Genomic DNA, 25763 nt, shown 5'->3' with positions numbered 1-25763 from the left:
TGGTCGCTCTCGTGGTGGGGCTCGGGCGGCGCCGCCCCGCGCTCTGCCGGGGTGTCGCCCCGGTCGTGGGAAGTCGGCCCGGCCGACTTCCCACTCCCCGCCCGACTACCGGTTGCCCACCGCCTGTTTCACCAGGGTCCGGCCGAAATCCCACATCAGGCCGTTCCCCCGGTGGGCCTCGTCCATGATCTCGGTGAAGGCGTCCAGGAACCGGTCCACGTCCCGATCGGTGATGATCAGCGGTGGAATGAGCTTGATCACCTCCAGGTGGTCCCCGGACACCTGGGTCAGGATCCGGTGCCGCTGGAGCAGCGGGACGACCACCATCTGCGCGAACAGCCCCTTGCGCGCCGCCTGGAGGGCCGTCCAACCGGTGCGCAGCCTCAGTGACTTGGGCCGGCCGAACTCGATGCCGATCATCAGCCCGCGGCCGCGCACCTCGGCGAGCAGCTCGTACCGGTCTATCAGCTCGGTGAGCCGCTCGTGGAGCCGGTCGCCGACCTGCCGGGCGTTCTCCACCACCTTCTCCTCGCGCATCACCTCCAGGGTCGCCAGCCCGGCCGCCATCGCCTGGGCGTTGGACCCGAAGCTGGCCGAGTGCACCAGCACCCGGTCCATCGAGGAGTACACCTTCTCGAAGATCCAGCCCTTGCCGAGCGTCGCCCCGATCGGCACGTACCCGCCGGAGAGCGCCTTGGCCGCGCACACCAGGTCGGGGAGCACGCCCTCCTCGTGCTGGTAGGCGAAGAACTCGCCGGTGCGGCCGATCCCGGTCTGCACCTCGTCGCAGATCAGCAGCGCCTTGTGCTCGTGCAGCAGCGCCTGGGCGGCGCGCAGCCAGCCCGGCGGCGGCGCCTGGACGCCCTTGCCCTGGACCGGCTCCACGATCAGCGCCGCGACGTCCCCGCGCTTCAACTCCTTGGCCAGCGCCCCGAGGTCGCCGAGCGGGACGGCGGTGTCCGGCAGCAGCGGGTCGAAGCCCTTGCGGAAGCCGGCCTCGCCGTTGACCGACAGCGAGCCGGCGGTCAGTCCGTGGAAGGCGTGGTCGGCGTAGAGGACGCGCCTTCGGCCGGTGGCGCAGCGGGCGAACTTCAGCGCGGTCTCCACCGCCTCGGTACCGCTGTTGCCGAAGAACACCCGGTCCAGCCCGGGCGCGTGGGAGAGCAGCCGCTCGGCCAGCAGCCCGGGCAGCGGCGAGCAGTCGAAGCGGACCAGGTCCGGCAGGTCCAGATCCATCACCTGCTGGACCGCCGAGCGCACCGTCGGGTGGTGCCGGCCGAGGGCGAAGATGCCGAAGCCGGCCAGCATGTCGAGGTACTCGTTGCCCTCGGCGTCGTAGAAGTACTGGCCCTCCGCGCGCTCGTAGTACTTGTCGAAGCCGATGGTGCGCAGCATGCGCGGCAGCTGGGGGTTGAGGTAGCGGCTGTGCAACTCGTAGCGTTCGCGGCCGCGTTCGGCGAGGAGCGCGGCGAGGTCGAAGGCGGTGCGGTCTGGTTCAGCCGGCATGGCGCGGGTTCGCTCCTCGGGTCGGTAGCAGGTTCTTGGCGACGACGGCGGTCTGGGCCGCGACACCGGTGCCGGTCAGGCCGGTCTCCTCCAGGATCTCGCCGCGGGCGGCGTGGGCGAGGAACTCCTGCGGCAGGCCGAGTACCCGCACGGGGACGTCCACGTCGGCGTCCCGCAGCGCCTGGGAGACGGCCGAACCCACGCCACCGGTACGTCCGTTGTCCTCGACGGTGACCACCAGCCGGTGGGCGGCGGCGAGTTCGGGCAGCGCCGGGTCGACCGGCTTGACCCAGCGCGGGTCGACCACGGTCGACGTGAAGCCCTCGGCGAGCAGCAGCCGGGCGGCGTCCAGGCAGGCGGAGGCGGTGCTGCCGACGGCCAGCAGCAGGATCTCCGGCGCGGGCCCGGTGCGCAGCAGCACGTCCGTCCCGCCGATCCGCTCGACCGCCGGGACGGTCGGTCCGACGTTCCCCTTGGGGAAGCGGACCACGGTCGGCGCGTCCTCGACCTCGACGGCCTCGCGCAGCTGGGCCCGCAGCTGCTCGGCGTCGCGCGGCGCGGCGAGCCGCAGCCCGGGGACGACCTGGAGGATCGACATGTCCCACATGCCGTTGTGCGAGGCCCCGTCCGAGCCGGTCACCCCGGAGCGGTCCAGCACGAAGGTGACGCCCAGCCGGTGCAGGGCGACGTCCATCAGGACCTGGTCGAAGGCCCGGTTCAGGAAGGTCGAGTACACCGCCACCACCGGGTGCAGCCCGCCGGTGGCCAGGCCCGCCGCGCTGGTGACGGCGTGCTGTTCGGCGATCCCGACGTCGAAGGTCCGGTCCGGGTAGGCCTTGGCGAACGGCGCCAGTCCGACGGGCTGGAGCATCGCGGCGGTGACCGCCACCAGGTCCGGCCGCTCGGCGCCGAGCGTGACCAGCTCCTCCCCGAACACCGAGGTCCAGGAGATCCCGGCGCTGGGCGAGATCGGCAGGCAGGTGTACGGGTCGATCGGGTTGACGGCGTGGAAGCGGTCCGCCTCGTCCTGCTCGGCGGGCAGGTAGCCGCGGCCCTTGACGGTCAGGCAGTGCACGATGACCGGTCCGCCGAAGTTGCGGGCCTGCCTCAGCGCCTGTTCCACCGCGCCCACGTCGTGGCCGTCGATCGGCCCGAGGTACTTCAGCCCGAGGTCCTCGAACATGCCCTGCGGGGCGAAGGCGTCCTTGAAGCCCTTCTTGGCGCCGTGCAGCGCGTCGAAGATCGGCTGCCCGACCAGCGGGGTGCGCTGCAGCGCCTCCTTGCCGAGGGCGAGGAAGCGCTCGTAGCCCTGGGTGGTGCGCAGGGTGGCCAGGTGGTGGGCGAGCCCGCCGATCGTCCTGGCGTAGGAGCGCTCGTTGTCGTTGACGACGATGACCAGCGGCCGGTCCTTGGCGTCGGCGATGTTGTTGAGCGCCTCCCAGGCGAGGCCGCCGGTGAGCGCGCCGTCGCCGATCACCGCGACGGTGTGCCGGTCCTGCTGGCCGAGCAGCTGGGCGGCCTTGGCCAGCCCGTCGGCGTAGGAGAGGGCGGTGGAGGCGTGCGAGTTCTCGACCAGGTCGTGCTCGGACTCGGCCCGCGAGGGGTAGCCGGACAGCCCGCCCTTCATCCGCAGCCGGGAGAAGTCCTGGCGGCCGGTGAGCAGCTTGTGGACGTAGCTCTGGTGCCCCGTGTCGAAGACGATCCGGTCGTACGGCGAGTCGAACACCCGGTGCAGCGCGATGGTGAGCTCCACCACGCCGAGGTTGGGCCCGAGGTGGCCGCCGGTGCGGGTGACGGCGTCGATCAGGAAATCGCGGATCTCGTCGGCGAGCAGCGGCAGTTCGGACGCGGGGAGCTTGCGCAGCTCGGCCGGGGACGTGACGTGGGAGAGCAGTGACATGGGTACACCTCACGACTGGAGCGGTGCGGTGGTGCTCCGCCCGGCGGGGCGGGGCCGGCCCGGGCACGGTGGCCCGGGCCGGACGGGAGCTCGGGGCGGTACGGCTTCTGGGCCGGGCGGCGCCGGCCCGGTCTCAGTGCCCGCGGCCGGAGCTGACGGTCTCGGTGATCGCGCGCAGCGACTGCTGGAGCGAGCCCATGGTCGCGAGGACGGCGGTCGGCTCGTAGCCGCAGTGGGCCATGCAGTTCTCGCAGCGCGGATCCTTGCCGCGCCCGTACTTGCTCCAGTCGGTCTTCTCGACCAGCTCGCGGTAGGTCGGCACGTAGCCGTCGGCCATCAGGTAGCAGGGCCGCTGCCAGCCGAACAGCGAGTAGTTGGGGATGCCCCAGGGGGTGCACTCGAAGTCGGCCTTGCCCTCCAGGAAGTCGAGGAAGAGCGGACTGTGGTTGAGGCGCCAGCGCTTGCGGTTGCCGCCGGCGAAGGCCTTGCGGAAGAGCTCCCTGGTCTGCTCGACGCCGAGGAAGTGCTCCTGGTCGGGGGCCTTCTCGTACGCGTAGGCCGGGGAGATCATCATCTCGTCGACCTTGAGCTCGTCGTTGAGGTAGTCGAGGACGTCGATGACGGTCTGCGGGGTGTCGGTGTTGAAGAAGGTGCTGTTGGTGGTCACCCGGAAGCCGCGCCGCTTGGCCTCCTTGATCGCCGCCACCGCCTCGTCGAAGGTGCCCTCCTTGGCCACCGACTCGTCGTGCCGCTCGCGCAGGCCGTCGATGTGCACGGCGAAGGTGAAGTAGGGCGAGGGCTTGAACTTGTCCATCTTCTTGCGCAGCAGCAGCGCGTTGGTGCAGAGGAAGACGTACTTGCGGCGCTCCACCAGCTGCCGGACGATCTCGTCGATCTGCGGGTGCATCAGCGGCTCGCCGCCGGCGATCGAGACCATCGGGGCACCGGACTCCAGGACCGCGCCGACCGCCTGGGCGACGGGCATCCGCTGCTTGAGCACGCCCGCCGGGTGCTGGATCTTGCCGCAGCCCTCGCAGGCGAGGTTGCAGGCGAACAGCGGCTCCAGCTCCACGATCAGCGGGAACTTGTCCCGTCGCTTGAGCAGCTTCTGCTGCATCAGGTAGGTGCCGACCCGCACGGTCTGGCGCAACGGCATGGCCATGGCTAGCTCGCCTCCTGGGGGAGCATCGAGGATGTGGGGTGGTTCAGGTCTGCGGAGCCGTCGCCGGGCTCCTGCCGGTACCAGTCGACCAGGGCGGGTACCGTCGCCCGAAGGGTCCGCCAGGCGCGCATCCCGGCGGGCAGGGTGCCGGGGCGCAGCAGTTCGTGGTCGGGGGTGTCGACCACCACGCGCAGCACCGCGACGGGCAGGACCGGGCGCACCTCCCGCAGCGCGGCGAGCACGGCGGCGGCCTCCATGTCGACGGCGAGCGCGCCCAGCCGGTGCAGGGCGCGCCGTTCGATGCCGCGCACCACGTGGTCGGCGGTGTGGTGCACCCCGGTGTGCACGGTCAGGCCCTGCTCCTTGAGCGCCCGGGCCAGCTCCGGCCCGGAGTCGACCGGGTAGAGGTGGCCCTCGGCGTCGCGCACGCCGTCGGCGGCCACCACGTCGCCCGGTGCCACGCCCGGCCCGACGGCGGCGCCGAAGCCCGCCACCACGACCGCGCCGTAGCTGCCCGGGGCCGAGCCGAGCAGCCTGCGGACGGCCGACCCGGCACGCCGCCGGCCGACCCCGGTGCGCACCAGCACCACGGACCCGCCGGCCGCGCCGCGCCAGTCCCCGCCGCGCAGGGCCCACACCTCGGGGCCCAGCGCGCAGAGCACCAGCAGGGGTGCGGTGGTCACCGCGCCGCCCCGATCGCCGGGGCACCGCCGGGCTTGACCATGCCCGGCGCGCCGTTGAGGTAGCGGCCGAGCGCGGTGACCGGGAAGACCAGCCGGTACAGGTGGTAGTTGATGGAGAAGTCCCAGGGGAAGCCGGTGCCGGTGAACTGCGGCTCGTCCCAGGTCCCTTCGGGGAGCTGGGTGCGCACCAGCCACTCCACGCCGCGTTCCACCGCGGGGTTGGCCCGGCCGTCCGGGCCCTCGCCGGCCGCGAGCAGCGCCATCAGCGCCCAGGCGGTCTGCGAGGCGGTGGACTCGCCGCGCCCGGCCCAGCGCGCCGGGTCCTCGTAGGAGCGCATGTCCTCGCCCCAGCCGCCGTCGGTGTTCTGCCGGTCCTCCAGCCAGCGCACCGCCCGGCGGATCGCCGGGTGCTCGTCCGGGACCCCGGCCGCGACCAGGGCGGGCAGCACCGAGCCGGTGCCGTAGATGTAGTTGGTGCCCCAGCGGCCGAACCAGGAGCCGTCGGCCTCCTGGTTGCGCAGCAGCCACTCGATGCCGCGCCGGGTCCGCGGGTCGCGGGCCCGGCCGGTCTCGGCGAGCATCTCCACCACGTGGGCGGTGACGTCGGCGGACGGCGGGTCGACCACCTCGCCGAAGTCGCAGAACGGCAGCTTGTTCGGCAGCAGGCTGGTGTTGTCGACGTCGAAGGCGCCCCAGGCGCCGTTCTTGGACTGCATGCCGAGGTTCCACCGCACGCCCCGGTCCACCGCCGCCTCGACCTTCGCCGGATCGGGGTGGGCGACCCGGCGCAGGGCGAGCACCACCTCGGCGGTGTCGTCGATGTCGGGGTAGGTGTCGTTCTCGAACTCGAAGGCCCAGCCGCCGGCCGGCAGCGAGGGCCGCTGGACCGACCAGTCGCCGCGCTTGCGGATCTCCTCGCCGAGCATCCAGTCGACGGCGGAGACCAGCGCCGGGTGGTCGGCCGGCACCCCGGCGTCGACCAGGGCGATGGTGGCCAGGCAGGTGTCCCAGACCGGGGACTGGCAGGCCTCCATCCAGCGCATGCCGTCCTCGGTGTGCACGGTGAAGCGGTCGAAGGAGGAGAGGCCGGCCTTCACCACCGGGTGCTCCAGCTCGTAGCCCTCCAGGTGCAGGGCGATCAGCGAGTAGACGGCCGGCGGCTGGATGCCGCCCCAGCAGCCGTCGGCCTCCTGCCGCTCGACGATCCAGCGGCAGGCCTGGGCGACGGCGAGCCGCCGGAGCGGCCGGAAGGCCCGGTGGTGGTAGGCGTGCAGCACCTTGTCCAGGCGCTCGAACAGGCCGTCCCAGCTGGTGGCGGGGGCGAGCGGCCGGTCGGGGTACGGGTGGTCCGGGTCGGTGTGCAGCTCGGTGAGCGCGAAGGGGGCCGGACGGACCGGGCGGTGGGCCGAGACGACGGTCAGCGGGACGATGGTCTGGCGGGCCCAGCAGCCGAAGGCGTAGATGTTCAGCGGCAGCCACTTGGGCAGGAAGATGATCTCGGGCGGCATCTCGGGCAGCCGCTCCCAGGGCCACCAGCCGAAGAGCGCGAGCCAGATCCGGGTGAACACCCGGGCGGCCGCGATGCCCCCGGCGGAGCGGACGTACCGCGCGGCGGCCAGCATGTGCGGGGCGTCCGGGTCGTCACCGGCGAGCTTGAGGGCGACGTACGCCTCGACGGTCGTGGACAGTTCGGCCGGTCCGCCGTGGAAGGTGGCCCAGGTGCCGTCCTCCCGCTGCTGGGACCGGATCCACTCGGCGGTGGCCCGGGTCTGCTCCTCCGTCCGGATGCCCAGGAACTGGCGGAGCAGTAAGTCTTCGGCGTCCATGGTGACGTTGGTCTCCAGGTCGCCCTTCCACCAGCCCTCGGAGGACTGCAGCGAGAGCAGGTGGGTGGTGGCACGCGCCAGGGCCTCGCGCGCGTCGCCGGGCCGCCCGTCCGCCTCACCGGCCGGCCGCGGCCGGTCGGTGTCCTCGGGCTGCCACCGCCCCGTACCCAGCAGGGCCGGGGGGCGGTCGCCCACCGCGACCGGCTCGGAATCGTACTCAGGGTCGAGCCGGCCGTCCGCGGTTGCTGTCAACGTAACGTCACCTCTCTCGTACCACCACGAATTCGGCGAGTGCGACGAAGTGCTCGCGCACCGCGTCGGACATGGGCACCTCGTCCAGGGCGGCGAGGGCAGTCGTGTGCTGGCGGCGGGCCTCCTCCTGGGTCCAGGCCCGGCCTCCGGCCTCCTCGATCAGCGCGGCCCGGGCGGCGAGCTCGGGCTCGCTCTCCTCGCCCCGGCCCTTCGGGTCCGCGAGCGCCTCGGCGAGCCGGCGCGAGGCGGCCCCGCCCTCGGCGAGCGCGGCGGCGACCGGCAGGGACTTCTTGCGCTGGCGCAGGTCGCCCCAGTGCGGCTTGCCGGTGACCTCGGTCGCGCCCCAGATGCCGAGCAGGTCGTCCACCGCCTGGAAGGCCAGGCCCAGGTGGTGGCCGTAGCGCTGGAGCGCGCCGGAGACCTTGTCGTCGGCCCCGGCCAGCACGGCGCCGATCGCCGAGGCGGCGGCCAGCAGGGCCGCCGTCTTGCCGCCCTCCATCTCCAGGCACTCGGCGACGGTGACGCTGTCGCGCTGTTCGAAGGCGACGTCCATGGCCTGGCCGTCGATCAGGCGGCGGGTCGCGGTGGTGAGCAGCCGGACGGCACGCGCGGCGTCGGCCGGGGTGGTGCCGCCGGTGTCCCCCGCGTCGAGCAGCACCTCCGTGCCGAGCGTCGCCAGGGCGTCGCCGACCAGGATCGCCTGGGCCGGTCCGAAGACCGTCCACGCGGTGGCCCGGTGCCGTCGGGTCTCGTCACCGTCCATCAGATCATCATGGAGCAGGGAGAAGTTGTGCACCAGTTCAACAGCCACCCCACCGGGCACGCCGACCTCGGCCGCCGCACCGGCGGCCTGGGCCGAGAGCAGCGCCAGCGCCGGGCGCACGGCCTTGCCGCCGTCCCCCTCCACCGGAGTGCCGTCCCGGTCGATCCAGCCGAAGTGGTACGCCGCGACGGTGTCCATCGGTGCGGCCAGACGGGCGACGGTGGCCCGTAGCGGCGGGGTGCAGAGCGTACGGCTGCGGGCGAGCAGCTCCGGCACCGAGACCGGTTCGGCATGCGCCGTGCCTCCGACGGCGAAGCCGGTGCGTGACTCCACGTGCGTTCCCTCTCCCTCGTGGTGCCGGACCGCACGGGGCGGCCGGGTGCTGTCGGTGCGGCTGGTGTCGATGCCGGTGCGGTCGGTGCGGGTACCGGCGGTGCGGGTACCGGCGGTGCTGGTGCCGGCGGTGCTGGTGCCGGCGGTGGCGGAGCGAACGGTGTCCGTACGGCCGATGGGGCCGATGGGGCCGACGGTACGCCCGTCGGCTCTGGCGGGCTCCCCGGCGACGGGGCCCGCCGTCACCTGGGCCACCGCCCGTCGCCCCGGTCCACCGGCACCCGGGCACCGGCCGCGGCCAGCGCGGCGTCGGCGGCGGCGTGGCCGCTGCGCACCGCGCCCTCCATGGTCGCGGGCCAGCCGGTGGCGGTCCACGCGCCGGCCAGCAGCAGGCCGGGGACGCCGGTCGCGGCCCCGGGGCGCAGCTCGGCGCTGCCGGGCGCCCCGTCGAAGGTGGCGGTGCGCTCCCGGGTGACGAAGAAGTCCAGCACCTCGGCGTCCGCGGCGGCCGGGAGCAGCCGGGCCAGCTCGGGCAGGTAACGGCGGCGCAGCTCGGCCACCGGCAGGTCGATCTCGTCCCGCACGGCGGACTGGGAGAGCGCCAGGTACTGGGCGCCGGGGTGGGCGCGGCCGAGCCCGGTGCCGGCCAGGCCGGAGTGGGTGGTGCGGTCGAAGACCCACTGGACCGGGCTGCCGAGCGCGGCGAAGAACGGCCGGCGCAGCACCTTGCGGTCGTAGACCACGTGCACGTTGAGGATCGGCGTGGTGCCGAACTCCGCCAGCCGCTCCTGCCCGGGGACGGCGCCGGACGGCAGCAGGGCGGCCGCGGTGTCCTGGGCGCCGGCCAGCACGACGGTGTCGGCGGTGAGCAGCTGCCCGTCCTCCAGCCGGACGGCGTGCTGGGGTGCGGCGGGCTTGAGTTCCGCGACCCGGGCGCGCAGCAGCACCCGCACGCCGGCGCGTTCCAGCTCGGCGAGCGCCCGGTCGTGGTGGATCACGCCGAGCGGGACGGCGGGGACGCCGATGTCGGAGGCCCCCGGGTCGGAGAGCAGACCGGTCTTGAAGACCATGGCGGCGAGCGCCAGCGACACCTCGTCGGCCCGGGCGTTCAGGGTGGCGACGCCGACCAGGTCCCAGAGCGCGGCGGTGGTGGCGGCGTTCTGGCCGTTGCGGCGCAGCCACTCGCCGAAGGAGAGCCGGTCCAGCGCCGGGTCGGCGAGGTCCAGGCCCTTCAGGGCGAGCGCGCCGCGGACCACCCTGGCGCGGTCGGCCGGCGACAGGTGCGGGTAGCGGGCGAGGCTGCCGGCCAGGTGCAGCGGAACGGGCAGGCCGGCCCGGCGCAGTCGGCCCAGCGTGCGCACCGGGGCGTGCTCGGGGCCGGTGACGGAGAGCACCGGGACGTCCAGGCGGTCCTGGAGGTGGGTCATCCGGGCGGCGCCGAGGCGCTCCAGCAGGCCGCGGTAGGCGGTGCAGCAGCGCAGGAAGACGTGCTGGCCGTTGTCGACGGTCAGCTCCCCGCGCTGGAAGGAGAACGCCAGACCGCCGAGCCGGGGGCGCCCCTCGGCCAGGGTGACGTCGTGGCCGGCGTCGGCCAGTCGCAGTGCGCTGGTGATCCCGGCCAGGCCGCCGCCGACCACGACGGCGGCCGGGCGCGCGGCATCGGCTCGCCCGGTCATCGGCCCTCCCCCTCGCTCGACCGCCCGGTGGCGGCCGGTGTGGCCGGCGCGCTGGCGGCCGGCACCCTCGTGGTCAGCATCGTGCTCAACGCGGCTCTACCCGGATGTGATTCCCCGCTGACACAGCGTGACAGAACCGTGGCGAGAATCAAGAACGCCCCCCGGCGAGCCCGGAAAGCGCGACGTACGCCTTCTCCCAGCCCGGCAGCGAGACCCGGCCGCGTAGCACCGACTCGGGATCGGCGGCGATCCGGCCGAGCAGCCGGTGGTAGATCCCGGCCATCGCGGCGGTGCAGGCGCGGCTGCGGCGGTCGAGCATCGGCAGCAGCCGCAGGCCCTCCTCGAAGGCGGCCTGGGCGCGGGCGGCCTCGAAGGCCACCAGGCCGGTGAAGTCGGCGCCGACCGGCGGCTTGGACAGCGCGAAGCCCTGCTCGCAGCCGAACCGGACCAGGTCCTCGGTGGGCAGGTAGGTGCGGCCGTTCAGGGCGTCCTCGCGCAGGTCGCGCAGGATGTTGGTGAGCTGCAGGGCCAGGCCCAGGGTGTCCGCGTAGCGCGCCCCGCGCTCCGGGTCCTCGCAGCCGTAGACGCCGAGCGAGAGCCGGCCGATGGCGCCGGCCACGCAGCGGCAGTAGACCTTCAGCTCCTCGTACGTCTGGTACTCGGCGCCCTTGAGGTCCATCTCCACGCCGTCGATCAGCTCGTCGAAGCCGCCGAGCGGGATCGGGAAGCGCCGGGCCGCGTCGGCCAGGGCGACCTTGATCGGGTCGGTGTCGTCCTCGGCGACCGTCCCGGAGCGGACCTCGTCCACCAGTTCCCGGGTGCGCACCAGCGCCTCGGCCTTGCGGTCGGCCGGGAGGTCGCCGTCGCCGATGTCGTCCACCCGGCGGGCCAGCGCGTACAGGGCCGACATGGCCAGCCGCTTGGGTTCGGGCAGCAGCCGGATGCCGTAGCTGAAGTTGCGCGCCTGCAGCCCGGTGACTGCCTCGCAGTACCGGTACGCCGCCATGACCTGGGCCGACGCCAGTGGTGATGCCGCCACTCGGGCGTTCACCTTCCCTTCGCGAAGATGGCCGCCGCCTTCACTGCGAGGCGGCGCTTGTCCGGCTTCGCCTGCCGGGCGAGCACGTCGAACCCGGCGTCCTCGACGGCCGCCAGGGCCGCGTAGCCGCCTGCGGTGAATCCCGCCAGGAGCAGTCGAAGCCTCCCCCGAACCGTACCTACCAATGGTGCGCCTCGGTCGAGCAGGGTGCGGGCCCGTTCGGCCTCGAAGGCGATCAGTTCCCGCACCGCTCCGGTCGCGCGGGGGGCGGCGAGCTCCTCCTCGGTGACGCCGAAGCGTTCGAGATCCTCGGTGGGGAGGTAGATCCGGCCGCGGGAGAGGTCCTCGGCCACGTCCTGGAGGTGTTCGACCACCTGGAGGGCGGTGCAGATCGCGTCGGAGAGGGCGATCCGCTCGGGGGTGGAGACGCCCGCGATGGCCAGCACCAGGCGGCCGACCGGGTCGGCGGAGAGCGTGCAGTAGCCGGCCAGGTCGTCGTAGGTGGGGTAGCGGCTGGTGGTCTGGTCCACCCGGTTGGCCTCGATCAGACGGCGGAACGGCTCGGGGGTCAGCCCGTGCCGGTCGACCAGCGGGACGAGGGCGCTCATCAGCGGATGGCGGGGCGGTTCGGCGTCGGCGGAGCGCAGGGCGGTCTCGAACGCCCGGTCGAGGTCGCGCTCCAGCCCGTCGAGCAGGGCGAGCCGGAAAGCGGTCTCCGCCGGGCTCGGCGGGCCGCACTGGGCCGAAGGGGTGGCGGGGGGCCGCTGCTCGACCCCGAGCAGGGCGGCGGTGGCGGCCGGGTCGGCCAGGTCGCCGTCGCCGGCGTCGTCGACCAGCCGGGCGAAGCCGTAGGCGGCCATCAGGTCGTCGCGCCAGGCCGCGGGCAGGAAGAAGGGGGCGACCGGGAAGTTCTCCGCACCCGCCTTCTCCAGGGTCTGTCCCACGGAAGGGTTCACCGGCGTATCTCTGGGCTGGGCCGAAGCCGACACTGCAGTCACTCCCCCGTTCTACACCGCTGGGTACCACCGGTCCGACTCGGACACGCGTCCGAGCGCGGGCGTCACGCACGGCACAGCGCCCCCGCGCCCCCAGCCTGACACCACGCGACGCGCCCGAGAAGAGCGCCCCGCCCGGCGCACGGTGGCGCTCACCCCCGCGGGGACGGCCAGCCGGACTAGCGCGGCCGGCGCCGGGCCGAACGCCGAAGGGCCGGCACCGGAGCGTTCCGGGGCCGGCCCTCAGGAGCCAGGGCTCTTCCGAGGCGGACGGCTACGGGCGCTCGCCGCGCTCGTAGCGGCCGACGACCTCGTCGGTCGGGCCGTCCATGACCAGCTCGCCCGCCTCGATCCAGATGGTCCGCTCGCAGACCTCGCGGATCGAGTTGTTGTCGTGGCTGACCAGGAAGACCGTACCGGCGGAGCCGCGCAGCTCGTCGATGCGCCTCTTGCTGCGCTGCTGGAAGGCCTGGTCACCGGTGGCCAGCGCCTCGTCGATCAGCAGCACGTCGTGGGTCTTGGCGGCGGCGATCGAGAAGCGCAGCCGGGCGCCCATGCCGGAGGAGTAGGTGCGCATCGGCAGGGAGATGAAGTCTCCCTTGTCGTTGATCCCGGAGAAGTCGACGATCTCCTGGTAGCGCGCCCGCACCTCGGCCGGGGTCATGCCCATCGCCAGGCAGCCGAGGACGACGTTGCGCTCACCGCTGAGCTCGTTCATCAGGGCCGCGTTGACGCCCAGCAGCGAGGGCTGGCCGTTGGTGTAGATGCCGCCCTTCTCGGTCGGCAGCAGGCCCGCGATGGCGGCCAGCATGGTCGACTTGCCGGAGCCGTTGGAGCCGATCAGGCCGATCGCCTCACCCTTGTACGCGGTGAAGCTGATGCCCTTCACCGCGTGCACCTCGCGCACGCCGGCGGCGCGCTTGCGGCTGACGATGCGGCTCAGCGCCGAGGTGGCGCTGCCCTTGCCGGAGCCGGCGCCGTGCACCCGGTAGACGATGTGCACGTCGTCGACGACGACGGTGGGCTCGCGGGCCACCTTGGTGTCCGCAACGGTGTCGCGCTTGCTCAGGTCGGTGTCAGCCACGGCCGTACTCCTCCTCGGCCTTCCAGAAGAAGACGTATCCGATGACGAACATGCCGACGCCCCAGGCCACGCCGTACGTCCACTGGTGCGGCGGCAGCGACTGGTGGGCGGGCAGGTGCTTGTTGTAGACGACCGGTGCGAAGGCGTGCCGGAGCAGGTCCATGTAGACCGAGGCCGGGTTCACGTTGCAGATCACCTGGATGTAGTGCGGCCAGCTGTGGACCCGGTCCTGGATGCTGAACATCACGCCGGACAGGAACATCCAGGCCCGCATCACGAACGGGATCAGCTGGGAGATGTCACTGGTCTTGGCGCCGATCCGGGCGAAGACCAGCGAGACGCCGGTGTTGAACATCGTCTGCAGGAGCAGCGCCGGGATGATCAGCAGCCAGGTCCGGCCCGGGGTGATGCCGGCCGCCAGCACGGTGACGACCAGCACCACCATCGAGATCAGCAGCTGCTGGAGCTGGATCACGGTGAAGGCGATCGGCAGGCTGGCGCGCGGGAAGTGCAGCGCGCGGATGAGGCCGAGGTTGTCGGAGATCGCCCGGGTGCCGGACTGCACCGCGTTCTGGGTGAACTGGAAGACGAAGACGCCGATGCACAGCCAGGCGATGTAGGTGTTCGGCGGGAAGTTGTCCTTGCTCTTCAGGATCACGCCGAAGACCAGGTAGAAGACACCGCAGTTGAGCAGCGGGGTCACGACCTGCCACAGCTGGCCCAGCTTGGCGTCGGTGTACTGCGCCACCAGGCGGGCGGTGGCGAAGGCCCAGATGAAGTGGCGCCGGGCCCAGAGCTGCTTGGTGTAGGCGAACAGCCCGGGCCGGGCACCGCTCACCGACAGGCCGTACTTGTCCGCAAGCTGCTTGGGGGTCAGGCCCGCGTCCGCCCCCCTCGGGGCTGAGAGGCTGACGGGTTCACTCACTGTCGACACATTCGTCCTTCGCGCGGGATCTGTCGGGGCGGCCGGTCGGCGGGGGTCCGCCGGCCTTGCGCCGATGGGGATCCACTGGGATCACGGGGGGTTCTGGCCGGTGTGTGGTCACCGGCCGCGGCGATCGATCGCTCGATCCAATCAGATGATCGGAGGACGGCCCATCCTGGTCAGTCGCCAGACGGTACGCCACCGCATGGGCCGCCGCGGACCGCAGGGTTCGCGGAAGCCTGCCCGGAAACCGCCCATCCAGGCCTTCAGCCCCTCCGCGGAGGGACGTCGGGCCAGGGTCAGCAGGAACCAGGTTCCCAGATAGAGAGGCACCAACGGGGCCGGAAGGTTCCGCCTCGCGAGCCAGACCCTGTTACGGGCCACGTTGTGGAAGTAGGCGGCGTGCCGGGCCGGCGACGTGGCGGGGTGGTGCAGCACCACGTCCGCCCGGTAGTCGATGGCCCAGCCGGCGTCCAGGGCGCGCCACGCGAGGTCGGTCTCCTCGTGGGCGTAGAAGAACTCGGCGGGCAGCTGCCCGGCCTGCTCGAACACCTTGCAGCGCACGGCGCTGGCGCCGCCCAGGAAAGTGGTGACCCGGGAGGAGCGCATCGGGTCGCTGGCGCGCAGCCGGGGGACGTGCCGGCGCTGGGTGACGCCGGTGTCCGGGTCCTCGATCCGGAAGGACACGATGCCCAGCTCCGGATCGGCGGTGAAGGCCTCGCGCAGCAGGCGGGCCGAGTCGGTGCGGGGCAGCAGGCCGTCGTCGTCCAGGAAGAGGACGGCGTCCACCTCCCGGCCGTCCGGCCCGAACAGCTCGATGCCGACGTTGCGCCCGCCCGGGATGCCGAGGTTCTCCGGCAGCTCGACGGTGCGCACGCCCTCGGCCAGCGGGGGCAGCTCGACGCCCTGGCCGACCACGGCCAGCTCGACCGCCGGGCCCTCCTGGGCGCGGACGGACTCGATCAGGGCGTTGAGCTCGGCGGGCCGGTTGCCCATGGTGATGATGACGACGCCGAGGCGGAAGCTGTCCGCGGTGGTGGTGGTAGTGGTCATCGGAGCCTGCTCGAAAGGACGATGCTCAGCAGGTGCAGGACGGTCTGCAGCATGGCGATGGCCGCCAGCACCACGACCGCGAGCCGGGTGAGGGACAGCCCGCCGTTCACGGCGTCGCCGATCCCGGCCGCCAGGATGAACAGCGAGGCCTCGACCGCGCCGACCAGGCGGTGGAACTTCAGGAAGGAGGCCGCCCGGCGGGCCCTGGCGACCGAGGAGGAGCGCGGCACGGAGGCGCTGTCCTCGACCGCCGTCATGCCGCTGCGGGCGCGGGCCACGTCCACCAGGTCCGTCTCGGACTTGATCAGGATCGCGCCGAGCGCGGCCAGCGTGCCCAGGAACGCCCACTCCCAGTGGGAGCCGTGGCCCTCGCGGTGCAGCAGGTCGGTGGCGCGCAGGCCGAGGCCGGTCAGCAGCGCCGCCTCGGACATGTAGTGGCCGACCCGGTCCAGGTAGACGCCGGTGAGCGAGGTCTGCCGGCGCCAGCGGGCCACCTCGCCGTCCACGCAGTCCAGCAGCAGGTAGACCTGGATCAGCAGGGCGCCGAGGACCGCGCCGGTGATGCCCGGCACGACCAGCGCGGCACCGGCCAGGATGCCGGTGAACATCATCAGGTAGGTCAGGCCGTTGGGCGTGATCGCCGTCATGGTGGACAGCACGCGGGTGATCCGCAGCGAGATCTTCCGCATGTACAGGCGCCCGGCCCAGTGCTCGGCGCTGCGGCGCTGGAGCATGCCCTCCGGGTGGATCACCGCGCGCAGTTCCTCGATCGAGGGCCGGCGGGTCAGGTCCACCGGGGGCCGCTCGGCGCCCGCGGTGGAGGGGTCAGCTGTTGACGGCTTGGACATAGTCGGCGTACGCGTCCCTGATTGCGGAAGGGGAGAGGTCGAGGTGTTCCAGGATGGTGTAGCGGCCCGGGCGGGTGTTCGGAGCGTAGTGCACCGCCTCGGTGAACTCCGCTTCGGTGAAGCCGATTTGAGCTGCGGTCACCGGCAGTCCGTGGCGCGCCAGGCGCTCCACGATCAGGCCGGTCAGCTCGCGCTCGCCCCGCAGGAAGCTGGCGAACGCGGCGCCGAGGCCCACCTGTTCGCCGTGCTGGGCGGAGCGCTTCGGGTACAGCACGTCCAGGGCATGCGAGATCTCGTGGCAGGCGCCCGACGAGGGCCGGGTACTGCCCGCGATGTTCATCGCGATGCCGGACAGTACCAGGGCTTCCGCGAGGGCCGTCAGGAGGTCCTGATCCTGAGTGCTTCCCGGGTGCCGCAGCAGGTTCTCGCCCGCCGAGCGGGCCATCGCCACGGCCAGTCCGTCCACCGGTTCGCCGGTGACCGTGTGGGACAACTCCCAGTCCGCGCAGGCCGAGATGTTGGAGACGACGTCCCCGATGCCGGCCGCCACGAAGCGCTGCGGGGCCTGCCGGATCACGTCCAGGTCGACGATGATGCCGATCGGGCTGGGCACTCCGTAGGAACCGCGGCCGGCGTCGTTGTCGAGGGTGGAGACCGGCGAGCAGATGCCGTCGTGGGCCAGGTTGGTGGCGACCGCGACCACCGGCAGACCGACCCGGGCCGCGGCGTACTTGGCGGCGTCGATGATCTTGCCGCCGCCCAGGCCGACGACCGCGTCGTAGTGCCGGCCGCGCATCTCCTCAGCGAAGCGCACCGCGCTGTCGAGGCTGCCGTCGTCGACGTTGTACCAGTCGGCGCCGGGCAGGGCCGGCTGCAGGCGCTCGCGCATCGCGGCGCCGGAGCCGTTGCTGATCGCCACCGCGATCCGGCCCGACGCCGACAGCCGCTGGTCCGCCAGGATGCCGCCGAGCGCGTCCAGCGCGCCCGGGCGGATCTCGGCGAACAGCGGCGACGGGACCAGTCGGGTCAGTACCGGCACGCGATCTCCCGCGCCTTCGCCAGGTCGTCGTGGTTGTCGACCTCGACCCAGGACACCTCGCCGATCGGCTGCACGTCGATCCGCAGGCCCCGGTCGACCATCTCCTGGTAGCCGTCCTCGTAGTACAGCTGCGGGTCGCGCTCGTAGGTGGCGCGCAGCGCGTCGGTCAGGTCGGCGGCGGCGGCCGGATTGATCACGGTGACGCCGATGTACTCGCCGGTCGCGTCGGCCGGGTCCATCAGCTTGGTGATCCGGCGCATGCCGGCGGCCGGGTCGACGACGACCTTCATCTCCTCGTCGGCGAGCTTCTTCACCGTGTCGAGGGCGAGCAGAATGCCCGGGGCGCGGCCGGCCTCGGCGAGCTGCCGGTTGCCCTCCAGCATGGTGCGCTGCACCGAGGCCGGGTGGACGGTGTCGCCGTTGGCCAGCAGCAGGCCCTCGGAGAACAGCTCGCGGGCGCACCAGAGCGAGTAGGCGTTGTTCCACTCCTCGGCCTTGTCGTTCTCGACCAGGTGGAGCTTGACGCCGTACTTGCTCTCCAGGGCGTCCTTGCGGTCGTACACCGCCTCCTTGCGGTAGCCGACGACTATCGCCGCCTCGCGCAGACCGACCTCGGCGAAGTTGCCGAGGGTGAGGTCCAGGACGGTCCGCTCCCCGTCGACCGGCACCAGCGCCTTGGGCAGGGTGTCGGTGTACGGGCGCAGCCGGCGGCCGGCGCCGGCTGCCAGAACGAGGCCGATCATGCGGGGTCTCCTGATCCGTCGTACGTCGTGCGGTGCGCGCGGGATGTGCCGACGGGCGCGGCGGCGCTGTTATCGCCCCGGAGCGGCGTTCGGCCGGGCCCGGTGGCGGCGCGCCGGACCGGCACAGATCCGGGCAGCGTGTCGTAAGTGATGGTAGGCGACCGGGGCCACCCTCCCGAACCCGGCCGGAGGCGGTGAGGTGACGGCCGGGTGGAGGAGCCGTGATCGAACGGGATGGGAACGGATATCGAACTGGCCTGCGGGTCGAATGACCCTTCCGGGGGCTTCCCCGACCCGTCTCCGCCCGGATCCGGGCTCCCCCGGGTCATGATCCGTCCGGTTGTGCGTGGGACCCGTCCCGACCGCCACCCATACGGCAGACTGGAGCCCGACGCCGGCGCCGGTGCCCCCGCTGTGTCCCGTGCCTTCCACCCGGTGCACGGACACACCCGATGCTTCCGTTGCTCCCGCTCCCGAAAGAGGCCCCATGCCCCAGAGTCTGCCGACCGACCCGACGCACTTCGCCGCCGAGATCGACACCGGTCTCGACGTCGAGACCGACGTGACGGTCGACCCACGGGCCTCCGCCGCCCCCGGCGCCGAGATCCTGCTGGAACTGGTCGACGACGAGGGCGTCACGATCGGCACCGCCGAGAAGCTCTGGGCCCACCAGCAGCCGGGGCGGCTGCACCGGGCCTTCTCGGTGTTCCTCTTCGACCGCCAGGGCCGGCTGCTGCTGCAGCGCCGGGCGCTCGGCAAGTACCACTCCCCCGGCGTCTGGTCGAACACCTGCTGCGGGCACCCGTACCCGGACGAGCCGCCGTTCGTCGCCGCCGCCCGGCGCACCGCCGAGGAGCTGGGCGTCGCGCCGGCGCTGCTCTGCGAGGCGGGGACGGTCCGCTACGACCTGCCGGACGAGGCCTCCGGGCTGATCGAGCGGGAATGGAACCACCTGTTCGTGGGGCTGGTGACCGCGCCGGTCGAGCCGGACCCGGAGGAGGTGGACGACTTCGCCTTCGTGACCGCGCAGGAGCTGCGCGAGCTGCGGGCGGAGCGGCCCTTCTCGGTCTGGTTCGAGACGGTCTTCGAGGCGGCGCTGCCGGGGATCCGGGAGATCGCCGGGCGGGACTGGTAGCGGCCCGCGCGTCTGCGCGTGGGCGGCCGTCCTTCCGGGGGCGGCCGCCCTTGTGTTCCGGCGGGGCGGTGCCGGGTTCCGGCAGGGTGGTGCCGTGTTCCGGCGGGACGGTGCCGGGTTTCGGCGAGGTGCCTCGGTGCGGGCCGTCGCCTTCGCGGGGCCGGGCGTCAGCGCGCGGGCTCCGGGGGGACGGGGAGCGAGGCCCAGATGACCTTGCCGCCCTCCCCCGTGCGTTCGACGTCACACACCCCGCCGGCCTGCAGGGTGACGCTCTTCACCAGCAGCAGGCCGCGCCCGCCGGTGCGACCGGCGTCGCTCTCCAGCGCCTTCGGCCGGTACGGGTCGCCGTCCTCGACCGAGACCCGCACCCAGCCGCGGCGCACCGACAGCTCCGTCGTCACCTCGGGCGACAGCTCGGCCGCGTGCCGCACGGCGTTGCCGACCAGCTCGGAGACGATCAGCAGCACGTCGTCCACCAGCTCCTGGTAGCGCACCCCGGTCATGCCCTGGGCCAGCAGGCGGTCGCGCACCGCATGGCGGGTGCGCGGCACGGAGGCCTCGACGGCGGGCACCCGGAAGCGCCACACGCCGTCGACGGGGCCCTCCGCGGGGCCGTCGACGGTCTGCCGCCCGACCGACCGGCCGCCGGGTCTCGGCTCGGCCTTCGCCGACCCGCTGATCTGCTCCACGTCCAGCCGCCCTTCGTCCGCGACCCGGGAATCAGGCGATCCGCTCATGGCGCCCTCGGTCCACAGAGGCTAGGAGAGCGGTCGGCGCGGCCGGGCCACCGTCGACAAGTTGCCCGTGTCGGATCGGTTCCGATCGAGACCGATCGCCAGTGGGGGCGGAACCGATCGTTTGCTTCGCGCTCGCCACCGCTTCGGCCGGGGTTCGAGCGCCCTCGCGAAGCGTCCCAGCCAGTCCTGCCAGGCCCGGCGTCCCCACCGGGGCGGGTCACCCGGGCCCGCCCGCGGGCCAGGGCGAGGAAACGCAGGTGAGAAGCACTCCAGAACCCTGGTAATGTTCTCTCTGTCGCCGAGGGGGCGAGAAAAACCCCCGGAGCACACACCCCGTCCGGGTGGCGGAATGGCAGACGCGCTAGCTTGAGGTGCTAGTGCCCTTTATCGGGCGTGGGGGTTCAAGTCCCCCCTCGGACACAGTCGAAATTCCCCGTGGAATCCGAAAGGAAGCCACGGGGAATTTCCTTTTTCCGGCCCGAGTTCGGCTCCCACCCGTGATCAACTGCCGTCCGGCGGTGTGGCGCTCGTCTCGCCGAGGGTGTCCGGCCGTCCGAAAGCCGGACACGAGATGGCAACGATCGGGCAGTTTGAGCTTCCTCTGAGGTATTCGCCCCTTTTCGAACCATAGGCTGCTGGGGTTTGTCCGGAATGCCGAATCAAAACGGTAAAAGCACCGACACCATCCGCTGAACCCCGAGCGAGAGGACCGATACGTTGAGTGAGCCCGCTTCGTCGACGGCATCACACCAGAACTACCGCCGATCGCTCGGGACGATCAGCCTGACAGCGGTCGGCCTGGGTTCGATCATCGGATCCGGCTGGCTGTTCGGAGCCGAGCGGGCGGCCAAGCTGGCCGGCCCCGCCTCGATCCTCGCCTGGGTGATCGGCGCCGCCGTGGCGCTGACCATCGCCCTCACGTACAGCGAGCTGGGGTCGATGTTCCCCAAGGCCGGCGGCATGGTCCGGTACGGCCAGTACTCGCACGGCTCCCTGGCCGGCTACCTGGCCGCCTGGGCCAACTGGATCGCCATCGTCTCGGTCATCCCGGGTGAGGCCACCGCGTCCGTCCAGTACATGAGCTCCTGGCACTTCGGCTGGGCCAAGGGGTTGTACGACGGCCAGGAGCTCACCGTCAGCGGTGTGGCCCTCGCCAGCGTGCTGCTCGTCGTGTACTTCATCCTCAACTGGTTCGCGATCACGCTGTTCGCCAAGACCAACACGGCCATCACCGTGTTCAAGGTCGTCGTGCCGACGCTGACCGCCGGTGCGCTGCTCCTCGCGCACTTCGACACCTCGCACTTCACCGACCAGGGCGGCTTCGCGCCGAACGGCTGGAGCGCGGTCTTCACCGCCGTCGCCGTCTCCGGCATCGTCTGGGCCTTCAACGGCTTCCAGTCCCCGCTCAACATGGCCGGCGAGGCCCGCAACCCGGGCAAGTCGCTGCCGAAGGCCGTCATCGGCTCGATCCTGATCGCCCTGGTGATCTACGTCGCGCTGCAGGTCGCCTTCATCGGCGCCATCCCGGCCGCCGACCTGTCGAAGGGCTGGAGCAGCCTCTCCTACACCTCGCCGCTGGCCGACCTCGCGATCGCCTGGGGCATCAACTGGCTCGCGCTGCTGCTCTACGCGGACGCCTTCGTCTCGCCGTCCGGCACCGGCATGATCTACGCCGCCACCACCTCGCGCATGATCCACGGCGTGCAGGAGAACGGCCACCTGCCGAAGATCTTCGGCAAGGTCGACGCCAAGACCGGCATCCCGCGTCCGGCGCTGCTGCTGAACCTGCTGGTCGCCTTCCTGTTCCTCGCGGTCTTCCGCGGCTGGGGCTCGCTGGCCGAGATCGTCTCGGTGGCCACCGTGATCTCGTACATCACCGGCCCGGTCGCCGTGATGTCGCTGCGCCGCCTCGCCCCGGACCTGAAGCGTCCGGTCCGGCTCAAGGCCATGCCGGTGATCGCGCCGGTCGCGATGGTGTTCGGTTCGCTCGTCCTGTACTGGGCCCGCTGGCCGCTCACCGGCAAGGTCATCCTGCTGATGGCCGCCGGTCTGCCGATCTGGGCCTTCTACGAGCTGCGCAAGCCGTTCGCCGAGCTCAAGCCGCACCTGAAGGCGGGCGCCTGGATGGTCGCCTACCTGTTCGTGATGGCCGGGATCTCCTGGGCCGGCAGCACCGACTTCGGTGGCCACGGCTACCTGCCGGAGGGCTGGGACCTGCTGATCGTGGCCGCGATCGGGCTGGCGTTCTACTACTGGGGCGTCGCCAGCTCCTGGGCGAACCCCTCGCTGGCCGAGGTGCGCCGTGAGCTGGCGGCCGAGGCTGAGGCTGAGGCTGAGGCGTCGGGCGACGCTTCCGGGGCTGCCGGGGCTTCGGAGCCCTCGCGGGTCTGAGCTGGTACGCGTTCTTTCGAAGGGCCGGTCGGGTTTCCGACCGGCCCTTCGGCGTTGGGGGGTGGTGGACGGGGTTCAGCTGACAAAGTCTGAAATCTGTTATCTGTTCGCTGTCATCTGTTATCTGTCCGCTGTTATCTGTCCGCTGTCATTTGTCAGCTGTTCGCTATTCGCTGTTCGCCGACGGCGCCCCCGCGGGCCGGTCAGCCGCGGCGGGCGCGGCGGATCGCCGAGGTGACGACCGGCGGCAGGAGATCCTTCGCCGCGCGCTTGGCGACGTTGACCGGGCGGCGCGCCTCGGCGGCGCGGGCACGGCGGACGGCGAGGTCGAGCGCCGCCTCGTCCTGGGCGGCGCGGAGCGCGTCACGGGACGCCGACGGTTCGACGGCGGGGCGCCGCCCGTGGCGGGAGGGGCGGAACGGCCGGATGCCCTCGGAGCTGCCGGTCATCCGCAGCAGCTGCCGACCGTTCAGGGTCTCGGTGCTGAGGTCGCAGCCGGACGCCAGGCCGACCCGGTCGAGCAGGTCGCGCTGGAACGGCTCCGGGTCACCCCAGGTGCCGTAGAACTTGCACTCGGTGAGCATGATCGGCTTGAGGCCGTGGTTGAACACCGCCTCCCAGGTCGCGGCCGCGACACCGGGGGTGTGCTGGGCCCGGTAGTCGTCCAGCACAACGACGCCCTGGTCCTGCAGCGCGACCCGGGCCACCTGGAGGTCGCCCACCACGTGCTCGTAGAGGTGCGAGGCGTCGATGTGGATGAAGCGGTAGGCGTCGGCCGGGATCCGTCCGCCGGCCAGCGCGGAGGTCGGGGCCTGGATGATGTCCGGCAGCTCGTCGTGGAAGGCCAGGTAGTTGGCCTCGAAGGCCGACCGGGTCAGCGTCTTCCGGTAGGAGATGTCCATCTCGCTGGAGTTCTCCGCGTCCGGCGCGTCCGAGTCGAACAGGTCGCAGACGGTGAAGGTCTCGCCGGGCTGGAGGTGTTCGCCGATCACGATCGCGCTGCGGCCGAGGTAGGCGCCCATCTCCAGCAGGTCGCCGGTCACGCCCCGCTCGGTCTGCCGGTCGAGGAACCATTCGAAGGAGTGGCGGTCGTGGTCCCAGAACCAGCCCGGGACGTCCTCCAACACGGCCGGTTCGCCGGGCTGCTGCGCTTCGCCCTGCAACGCGGTGTCGGTCACGGGATGCTCCTTAGCGGTACGGATGACCTGAGGGTGCTGAGCCACATCTCGGCGCGGTGGCAGCCTGCTCGGCCCCGGGGGCGCGAGGGCCACCCGGCCGTACGCGAGTCGCCCCTACCGACAGTAGGCCCCACCACGGAGTTCGGTGCAATCTACAGCGGGTACCCGGGCGATGAGGAGAGCTTTCGGCTGCCGATTTGCGGAGATGCGGAAGCCTGGCCTTCGCAACCGGAGGTGAACACGGTCTGGCGGATGGGCTGCGTCCAATTGTTCCCCGACCAACCACCCGTTGTCACCGGCCTCATGGATGATCTTCGTCGCCGTTTCCGCTCCTACCGTGGTGGCGGGCGCCCGAACGGCGGGCCCGGACGCACGGAGCAGATCGACGTGTCAGAAGCACAGCGTGACCGGACGACTACTCAGGAGCCGTCTCCCGCCGCCGAGTTGGTGGCGATGATGGCCGAGGACAACGCGACCGCACGGCTGGCGCACAGCGCCGACCTGGCCGAACAGGCCGTCTGGCGACGGCTCACCGCCCGGCACGGGGACCGGCTTTCGGAGATCATGGCGGAGCACGGCTGGCCCACCGAGCAGGTCCACGGCCCCGACGCCGCCCGGGCGGCCTGGCTCATCGCCCAGCACGCGGACCGCCAACTGGACGTCCAGCGCCGGGCGGTGGAGCTGATGGCGGAGGCGGTGGCGGCCGGCGCGGCGAGCGCCCGGGACCTGGCCTTCCTCCAGGACCGGCTGGCCGTCAACGAGGGACGCGAGCAGCGCTACGGCACTCAGATCGGGGCGGTGACGAACGGCCGCCCGGTGCCGTGGCCCTGCGAGGCCCCGGACCGGCTGGACGAACGCCGCGCGCAGGTGGGGATCGAACCGTTCGACGAGTACACCGCGCGGTTCGCCCCGCGGTAGCCGGCCGGTCCGCGCCGCGGGGCCGGCTCTTGCGCGCGGCCGTCCGGCCGCCTTGACTGAGGCCCTATCGCTGTTGATCAATGCGGCCGGGAGGACGACCTGTGCAGGAGTACGCGGAGTACGGCGACCAGTACATCGACGGCGCCTGGCGGCCCTCCGGGGACTCCGGGTCCATCACCGTGCTGAACCCGGCCACCGAGCGAGTGCTCGCCACCGTACCGGCGGGCGGGACGGCCGATGTCGACGCCGCGGTGGTGGCCGCCCGCCGGGCTGCCCCCGACTGGGCGGCCACCACCCGCGAGGAGCGGCTCACGCTGCTGACCCGGCTCCGGGACGGGATCGCCGGCGCCCAGGCGGAGATCACCTCGACCGTGGTCGCCGAACTGGGCGCCCCCGTCGGCTTCGCCGGGGCCGTGCACGCCGGGCTGCCGCTGACCGTGGCGACCTCCTACCTGAGCCTGCTGGCCGAGCACCCCTTCGAGGAGCGGATCGGCAACTCGGTGGTGCTCGCCGAGCCGGCCGGGGTGGTCGCGGCGATCACGCCGTGGAACTACCCGTTGCACCAGATCACGGCCAAGGTCGTGCCGGCCCTGGCGGCCGGCTGCCCGGTGGTGCTGAAGCCGGCCGAGGACACCCCGCTGGTGGCCCGGCTGTTCGCCCGGCTGGTGCACGAAGCGGGGTTCCCGGCCGGGGTGTTCAACCTGGTGACCGGCACCGGTGCGGTGGCGGGCGCGGCACTCGCCGCCCATCCGAAGGTGGACGTGGTGTCGTTCACCGGCTCCACCACGGTCGGCCGGCGGGTCGCCGAGACGGCCGGGCGCGGGCTGAAGCGGGTCACCCTGGAGCTGGGCGGCAAGTCCGCCAACGTGGTGCTGCCGGGCGCCGACCTGACCCGTGCCGTGAACGTGAACGTCGCCAACGTCTTCGCCAACTCGGGCCAGACGTGCAGCGCCTGGACCCGGCTGCTGGTGCACCGGGACCAGTACGACGAGGCGGTCGCGATCGCCGCCAAGGCCGCCGAGAAGTACGTCCCGGGCGACCCGACCGACCCGCAGACCCGGATCGGCCCGCTGGTCAACGCCGAGCAGCTGGCCCGGGTGCGCGGCTACCTGGAGGGCGCGCTCGCCGAGGGCGCCCGGGTGGTGGCCGGCGGCCCGGAGCCGCTGCCCGAGCTCCCCACCGGCTTCTACGTCCGCCCGACCGTCCTCGCCGACGTCACCCCGGACATGGCGGTGGCCCAGGAGGAGGTCTTCGGCCCGGTGCTGGCCGTCCTCCCCTACCGGGACGAGGACCACGCGGTCGAGATCGCCAACGGCACGGCCTACGGCCTGGCGGGCGGCGTCTGGGCCGCCAACACGGACACCGCCGCCGCCTTCGCCCGCCGGCTCGACACCGGCCAGGTCGACCTCAACGGCGGGCGCTTCAACCCGCTGGCCCCGTTCGGCGGTTACAAGGCCTCCGGGCTCGGCCGCGAACTGGGCCGGCACGGGCTGGAGGAGTTCCTCCAGTACAAGTCGCTGCAGTACTAGTCGCTGCAGTACTAGGACAGGCCCTGGCCGGGTCGGCCCGGGCCGGCC

General features: G+C 72.5%; 21 protein-coding genes and 1 tRNA gene. 5 read left to right on the top strand and 17 right to left on the bottom strand.

Annotated features, from left to right (window positions below; genetic code table 11):
• Positions 1 to 105 precede the first annotated feature (105 nt).
• From ACZ6Z8_RS27990 to ACZ6Z8_RS27920, 15 genes are all read right to left on the bottom strand, one after another.
• The gene (locus ACZ6Z8_RS27990; RefSeq protein WP_465612795.1) at positions 106 to 1506 is read right to left on the bottom strand and encodes an aspartate aminotransferase family protein; all 1401 of its coding nucleotides are present in this window, start codon (positions 1504 to 1506) and stop codon (positions 106 to 108) included.
• Positions 1496 to 3406 carry a 1-deoxy-D-xylulose-5-phosphate synthase gene (dxs, locus tag ACZ6Z8_RS27985; RefSeq protein ID WP_465612794.1) on the bottom strand — a complete coding sequence of 637 codons (1911 nt, stop codon included), beginning with the start codon at positions 3404 to 3406 and terminating at the stop codon, positions 1496 to 1498. The genes ACZ6Z8_RS27990 and dxs overlap by 11 nt, the downstream gene beginning before the upstream one ends.
• A 133-nt stretch (positions 3407 to 3539) precedes the next feature.
• Positions 3540 to 4568, bottom strand: a complete 1029-nt coding sequence (gene hpnH / locus ACZ6Z8_RS27980) for an adenosyl-hopene transferase HpnH (protein ID WP_402814757.1) — start codon at positions 4566 to 4568, stop codon at positions 3540 to 3542.
• Positions 4569 to 4570: 2 nt separating this feature from the next.
• A complete protein-coding gene (locus ACZ6Z8_RS27975; protein ID WP_465612793.1) occupies positions 4571 to 5251 on the bottom strand; it encodes a phosphorylase family protein in 681 nt (226 codons plus the stop codon).
• The gene (gene shc, locus ACZ6Z8_RS27970; protein ID WP_465612843.1) at positions 5248 to 7272 is read right to left on the bottom strand and encodes a squalene--hopene cyclase; all 2025 of its coding nucleotides are present in this window, start codon (positions 7270 to 7272) and stop codon (positions 5248 to 5250) included. Before shc ends, ACZ6Z8_RS27975 begins: the two co-directional genes overlap by 4 nt.
• A 64-nt stretch (positions 7273 to 7336) precedes the next feature.
• A complete protein-coding gene (locus ACZ6Z8_RS27965) occupies positions 7337 to 8425 on the bottom strand; it encodes a polyprenyl synthetase family protein (RefSeq protein ID WP_465612842.1) in 1089 nt (362 codons plus the stop codon).
• Positions 8426 to 8667: 242 nt separating this feature from the next.
• Positions 8668 to 10101, bottom strand: a complete 1434-nt coding sequence (gene hpnE, locus ACZ6Z8_RS27960) for a hydroxysqualene dehydroxylase HpnE (RefSeq protein WP_465612792.1) — start codon at positions 10099 to 10101, stop codon at positions 8668 to 8670.
• Between the two features lie 148 nt (positions 10102 to 10249).
• Positions 10250 to 11107 (bottom strand): presqualene diphosphate synthase HpnD, encoded by an 858-nt coding sequence (hpnD, locus tag ACZ6Z8_RS27955; protein ID WP_051824615.1) that lies wholly within the window; start codon positions 11105 to 11107, stop codon positions 10250 to 10252.
• 41 nt (positions 11108 to 11148) lie between these two features.
• Positions 11149 to 12096 (bottom strand): squalene synthase HpnC, encoded by a 948-nt coding sequence (hpnC, locus tag ACZ6Z8_RS27950; protein WP_465612791.1) that lies wholly within the window; start codon positions 12094 to 12096, stop codon positions 11149 to 11151.
• A 313-nt stretch (positions 12097 to 12409) separates the two neighbouring features.
• Positions 12410 to 13219, bottom strand: coding sequence for an ABC transporter ATP-binding protein (locus ACZ6Z8_RS27945; RefSeq protein ID WP_465612790.1), 810 nt, complete (start codon positions 13217 to 13219; stop codon positions 12410 to 12412).
• On the bottom strand, positions 13212 to 14153 hold the full coding sequence (locus ACZ6Z8_RS27940) for an ABC transporter permease (protein WP_465612789.1): 942 nt from the start codon (positions 14151 to 14153) through the stop codon (positions 13212 to 13214). Before ACZ6Z8_RS27940 ends, ACZ6Z8_RS27945 begins: the two co-directional genes overlap by 8 nt.
• 141 nt (positions 14154 to 14294) lie before the next feature.
• Positions 14295 to 15197, bottom strand: coding sequence for a glycosyltransferase family 2 protein (locus ACZ6Z8_RS27935; RefSeq protein ID WP_465612788.1), 903 nt, complete (start codon positions 15195 to 15197; stop codon positions 14295 to 14297).
• Positions 15194 to 15931 carry a CDP-alcohol phosphatidyltransferase family protein gene (locus tag ACZ6Z8_RS27930; RefSeq protein ID WP_465612841.1) on the bottom strand — a complete coding sequence of 246 codons (738 nt, stop codon included), beginning with the start codon at positions 15929 to 15931 and terminating at the stop codon, positions 15194 to 15196. Before ACZ6Z8_RS27930 ends, ACZ6Z8_RS27935 begins: the two co-directional genes overlap by 4 nt.
• A gap of 91 nt (positions 15932 to 16022) precedes the next feature.
• Positions 16023 to 17084 carry an iron-containing alcohol dehydrogenase family protein gene (locus ACZ6Z8_RS27925; protein ID WP_465612787.1) on the bottom strand — a complete coding sequence of 354 codons (1062 nt, stop codon included), beginning with the start codon at positions 17082 to 17084 and terminating at the stop codon, positions 16023 to 16025.
• Positions 17072 to 17827, bottom strand: a complete 756-nt coding sequence (locus ACZ6Z8_RS27920) for a phosphocholine cytidylyltransferase family protein (protein WP_402814781.1) — start codon at positions 17825 to 17827, stop codon at positions 17072 to 17074. Before ACZ6Z8_RS27920 ends, ACZ6Z8_RS27925 begins: the two co-directional genes overlap by 13 nt.
• A 487-nt stretch (positions 17828 to 18314) precedes the next feature.
• On the opposite strand from ACZ6Z8_RS27920, the gene idi reads away from it, so the two are divergent.
• Positions 18315 to 18962 carry an isopentenyl-diphosphate Delta-isomerase gene (idi, locus tag ACZ6Z8_RS27915; RefSeq protein ID WP_465612786.1) on the top strand — a complete coding sequence of 216 codons (648 nt, stop codon included), beginning with the start codon at positions 18315 to 18317 and terminating at the stop codon, positions 18960 to 18962.
• Between the two features lie 167 nt (positions 18963 to 19129).
• Here idi and ACZ6Z8_RS27910 read toward each other — a convergent pair whose 3' ends face one another.
• Entirely contained in the window at positions 19130 to 19699 is a 570-nt protein-coding gene (locus ACZ6Z8_RS27910) for an ATP-binding protein (protein ID WP_465612785.1), read from the bottom strand.
• 335 nt (positions 19700 to 20034) lie between these two features.
• Here ACZ6Z8_RS27910 and ACZ6Z8_RS27905 point away from each other — a divergent pair.
• Together ACZ6Z8_RS27905 and ACZ6Z8_RS27900 are read left to right on the top strand one after the other, a co-directional pair.
• Positions 20035 to 20119 (top strand) — tRNA-Leu (locus ACZ6Z8_RS27905).
• Between the two features lie 297 nt (positions 20120 to 20416).
• Entirely contained in the window at positions 20417 to 22090 is a 1674-nt protein-coding gene (locus tag ACZ6Z8_RS27900) for an APC family permease (RefSeq protein ID WP_465612784.1), read from the top strand.
• Between the two features lie 203 nt (positions 22091 to 22293).
• On the opposite strand, the gene ACZ6Z8_RS27895 is transcribed toward ACZ6Z8_RS27900, so the two are convergent.
• Positions 22294 to 23268 carry a class I SAM-dependent methyltransferase gene (locus ACZ6Z8_RS27895; RefSeq protein WP_465612783.1) on the bottom strand — a complete coding sequence of 325 codons (975 nt, stop codon included), beginning with the start codon at positions 23266 to 23268 and terminating at the stop codon, positions 22294 to 22296.
• 453 nt (positions 23269 to 23721) lie between these two features.
• On the opposite strand from ACZ6Z8_RS27895, the gene ACZ6Z8_RS27890 reads away from it, so the two are divergent.
• Positions 23722 to 24186: a DUF6624 domain-containing protein gene (locus tag ACZ6Z8_RS27890; protein ID WP_465612840.1), complete on the top strand. Its 465-nt coding sequence runs from the start codon at positions 23722 to 23724 to the stop codon at positions 24184 to 24186.
• A gap of 101 nt (positions 24187 to 24287) precedes the next feature.
• Positions 24288 to 25715: an aldehyde dehydrogenase family protein gene (locus ACZ6Z8_RS27885; protein WP_465612782.1), complete on the top strand. Its 1428-nt coding sequence runs from the start codon at positions 24288 to 24290 to the stop codon at positions 25713 to 25715.
• Positions 25716 to 25763: the final 48 nt, after the last annotated feature.

Source organism: Kitasatospora sp. NPDC101108, assembly GCF_055584725.1.
The sequence above is the reverse complement of the archived record's forward strand: the minus strand, read 5'-3'. Positions and strand labels throughout refer to the sequence as shown.

Bases quoted from the DNA above. Each gene is read 5' to 3' on its own strand.
- idi (WP_465612786.1), top strand. From the start codon at position 18,315: ATGCCCCAGAGTCTGCCGACCGACCCGACGCACTTCGCCGCCGAGATC.
- ACZ6Z8_RS27920 (WP_402814781.1), bottom strand. From the start codon at position 17,827: ATGATCGGCCTCGTTCTGGCAGCCGGCGCCGGCCGCCGGCTGCGCCCG.
- hpnD (WP_051824615.1), bottom strand. From the start codon at position 11,107: ATGGCGGCGTACCGGTACTGCGAGGCAGTCACCGGGCTGCAGGCGCGC.
- ACZ6Z8_RS27935 (WP_465612788.1), bottom strand. From the start codon at position 15,197: ATGACCACTACCACCACCACCGCGGACAGCTTCCGCCTCGGCGTCGTC.
- ACZ6Z8_RS27910 (WP_465612785.1), bottom strand. From the start codon at position 19,699: ATGAGCGGATCGCCTGATTCCCGGGTCGCGGACGAAGGGCGGCTGGAC.
- ACZ6Z8_RS27930 (WP_465612841.1), bottom strand. From the start codon at position 15,931: ATGCTCCAGCGCCGCAGCGCCGAGCACTGGGCCGGGCGCCTGTACATG.
- ACZ6Z8_RS27990 (WP_465612795.1), bottom strand. From the start codon at position 1,506: ATGCCGGCTGAACCAGACCGCACCGCCTTCGACCTCGCCGCGCTCCTC.
- hpnH (WP_402814757.1), bottom strand. From the start codon at position 4,568: ATGGCCATGCCGTTGCGCCAGACCGTGCGGGTCGGCACCTACCTGATG.
- hpnE (WP_465612792.1), bottom strand. From the start codon at position 10,101: ATGACCGGGCGAGCCGATGCCGCGCGCCCGGCCGCCGTCGTGGTCGGC.
- ACZ6Z8_RS27890 (WP_465612840.1), top strand. From the start codon at position 23,722: ATGATGGCCGAGGACAACGCGACCGCACGGCTGGCGCACAGCGCCGAC.
- dxs (WP_465612794.1), bottom strand. From the start codon at position 3,406: ATGTCACTGCTCTCCCACGTCACGTCCCCGGCCGAGCTGCGCAAGCTC.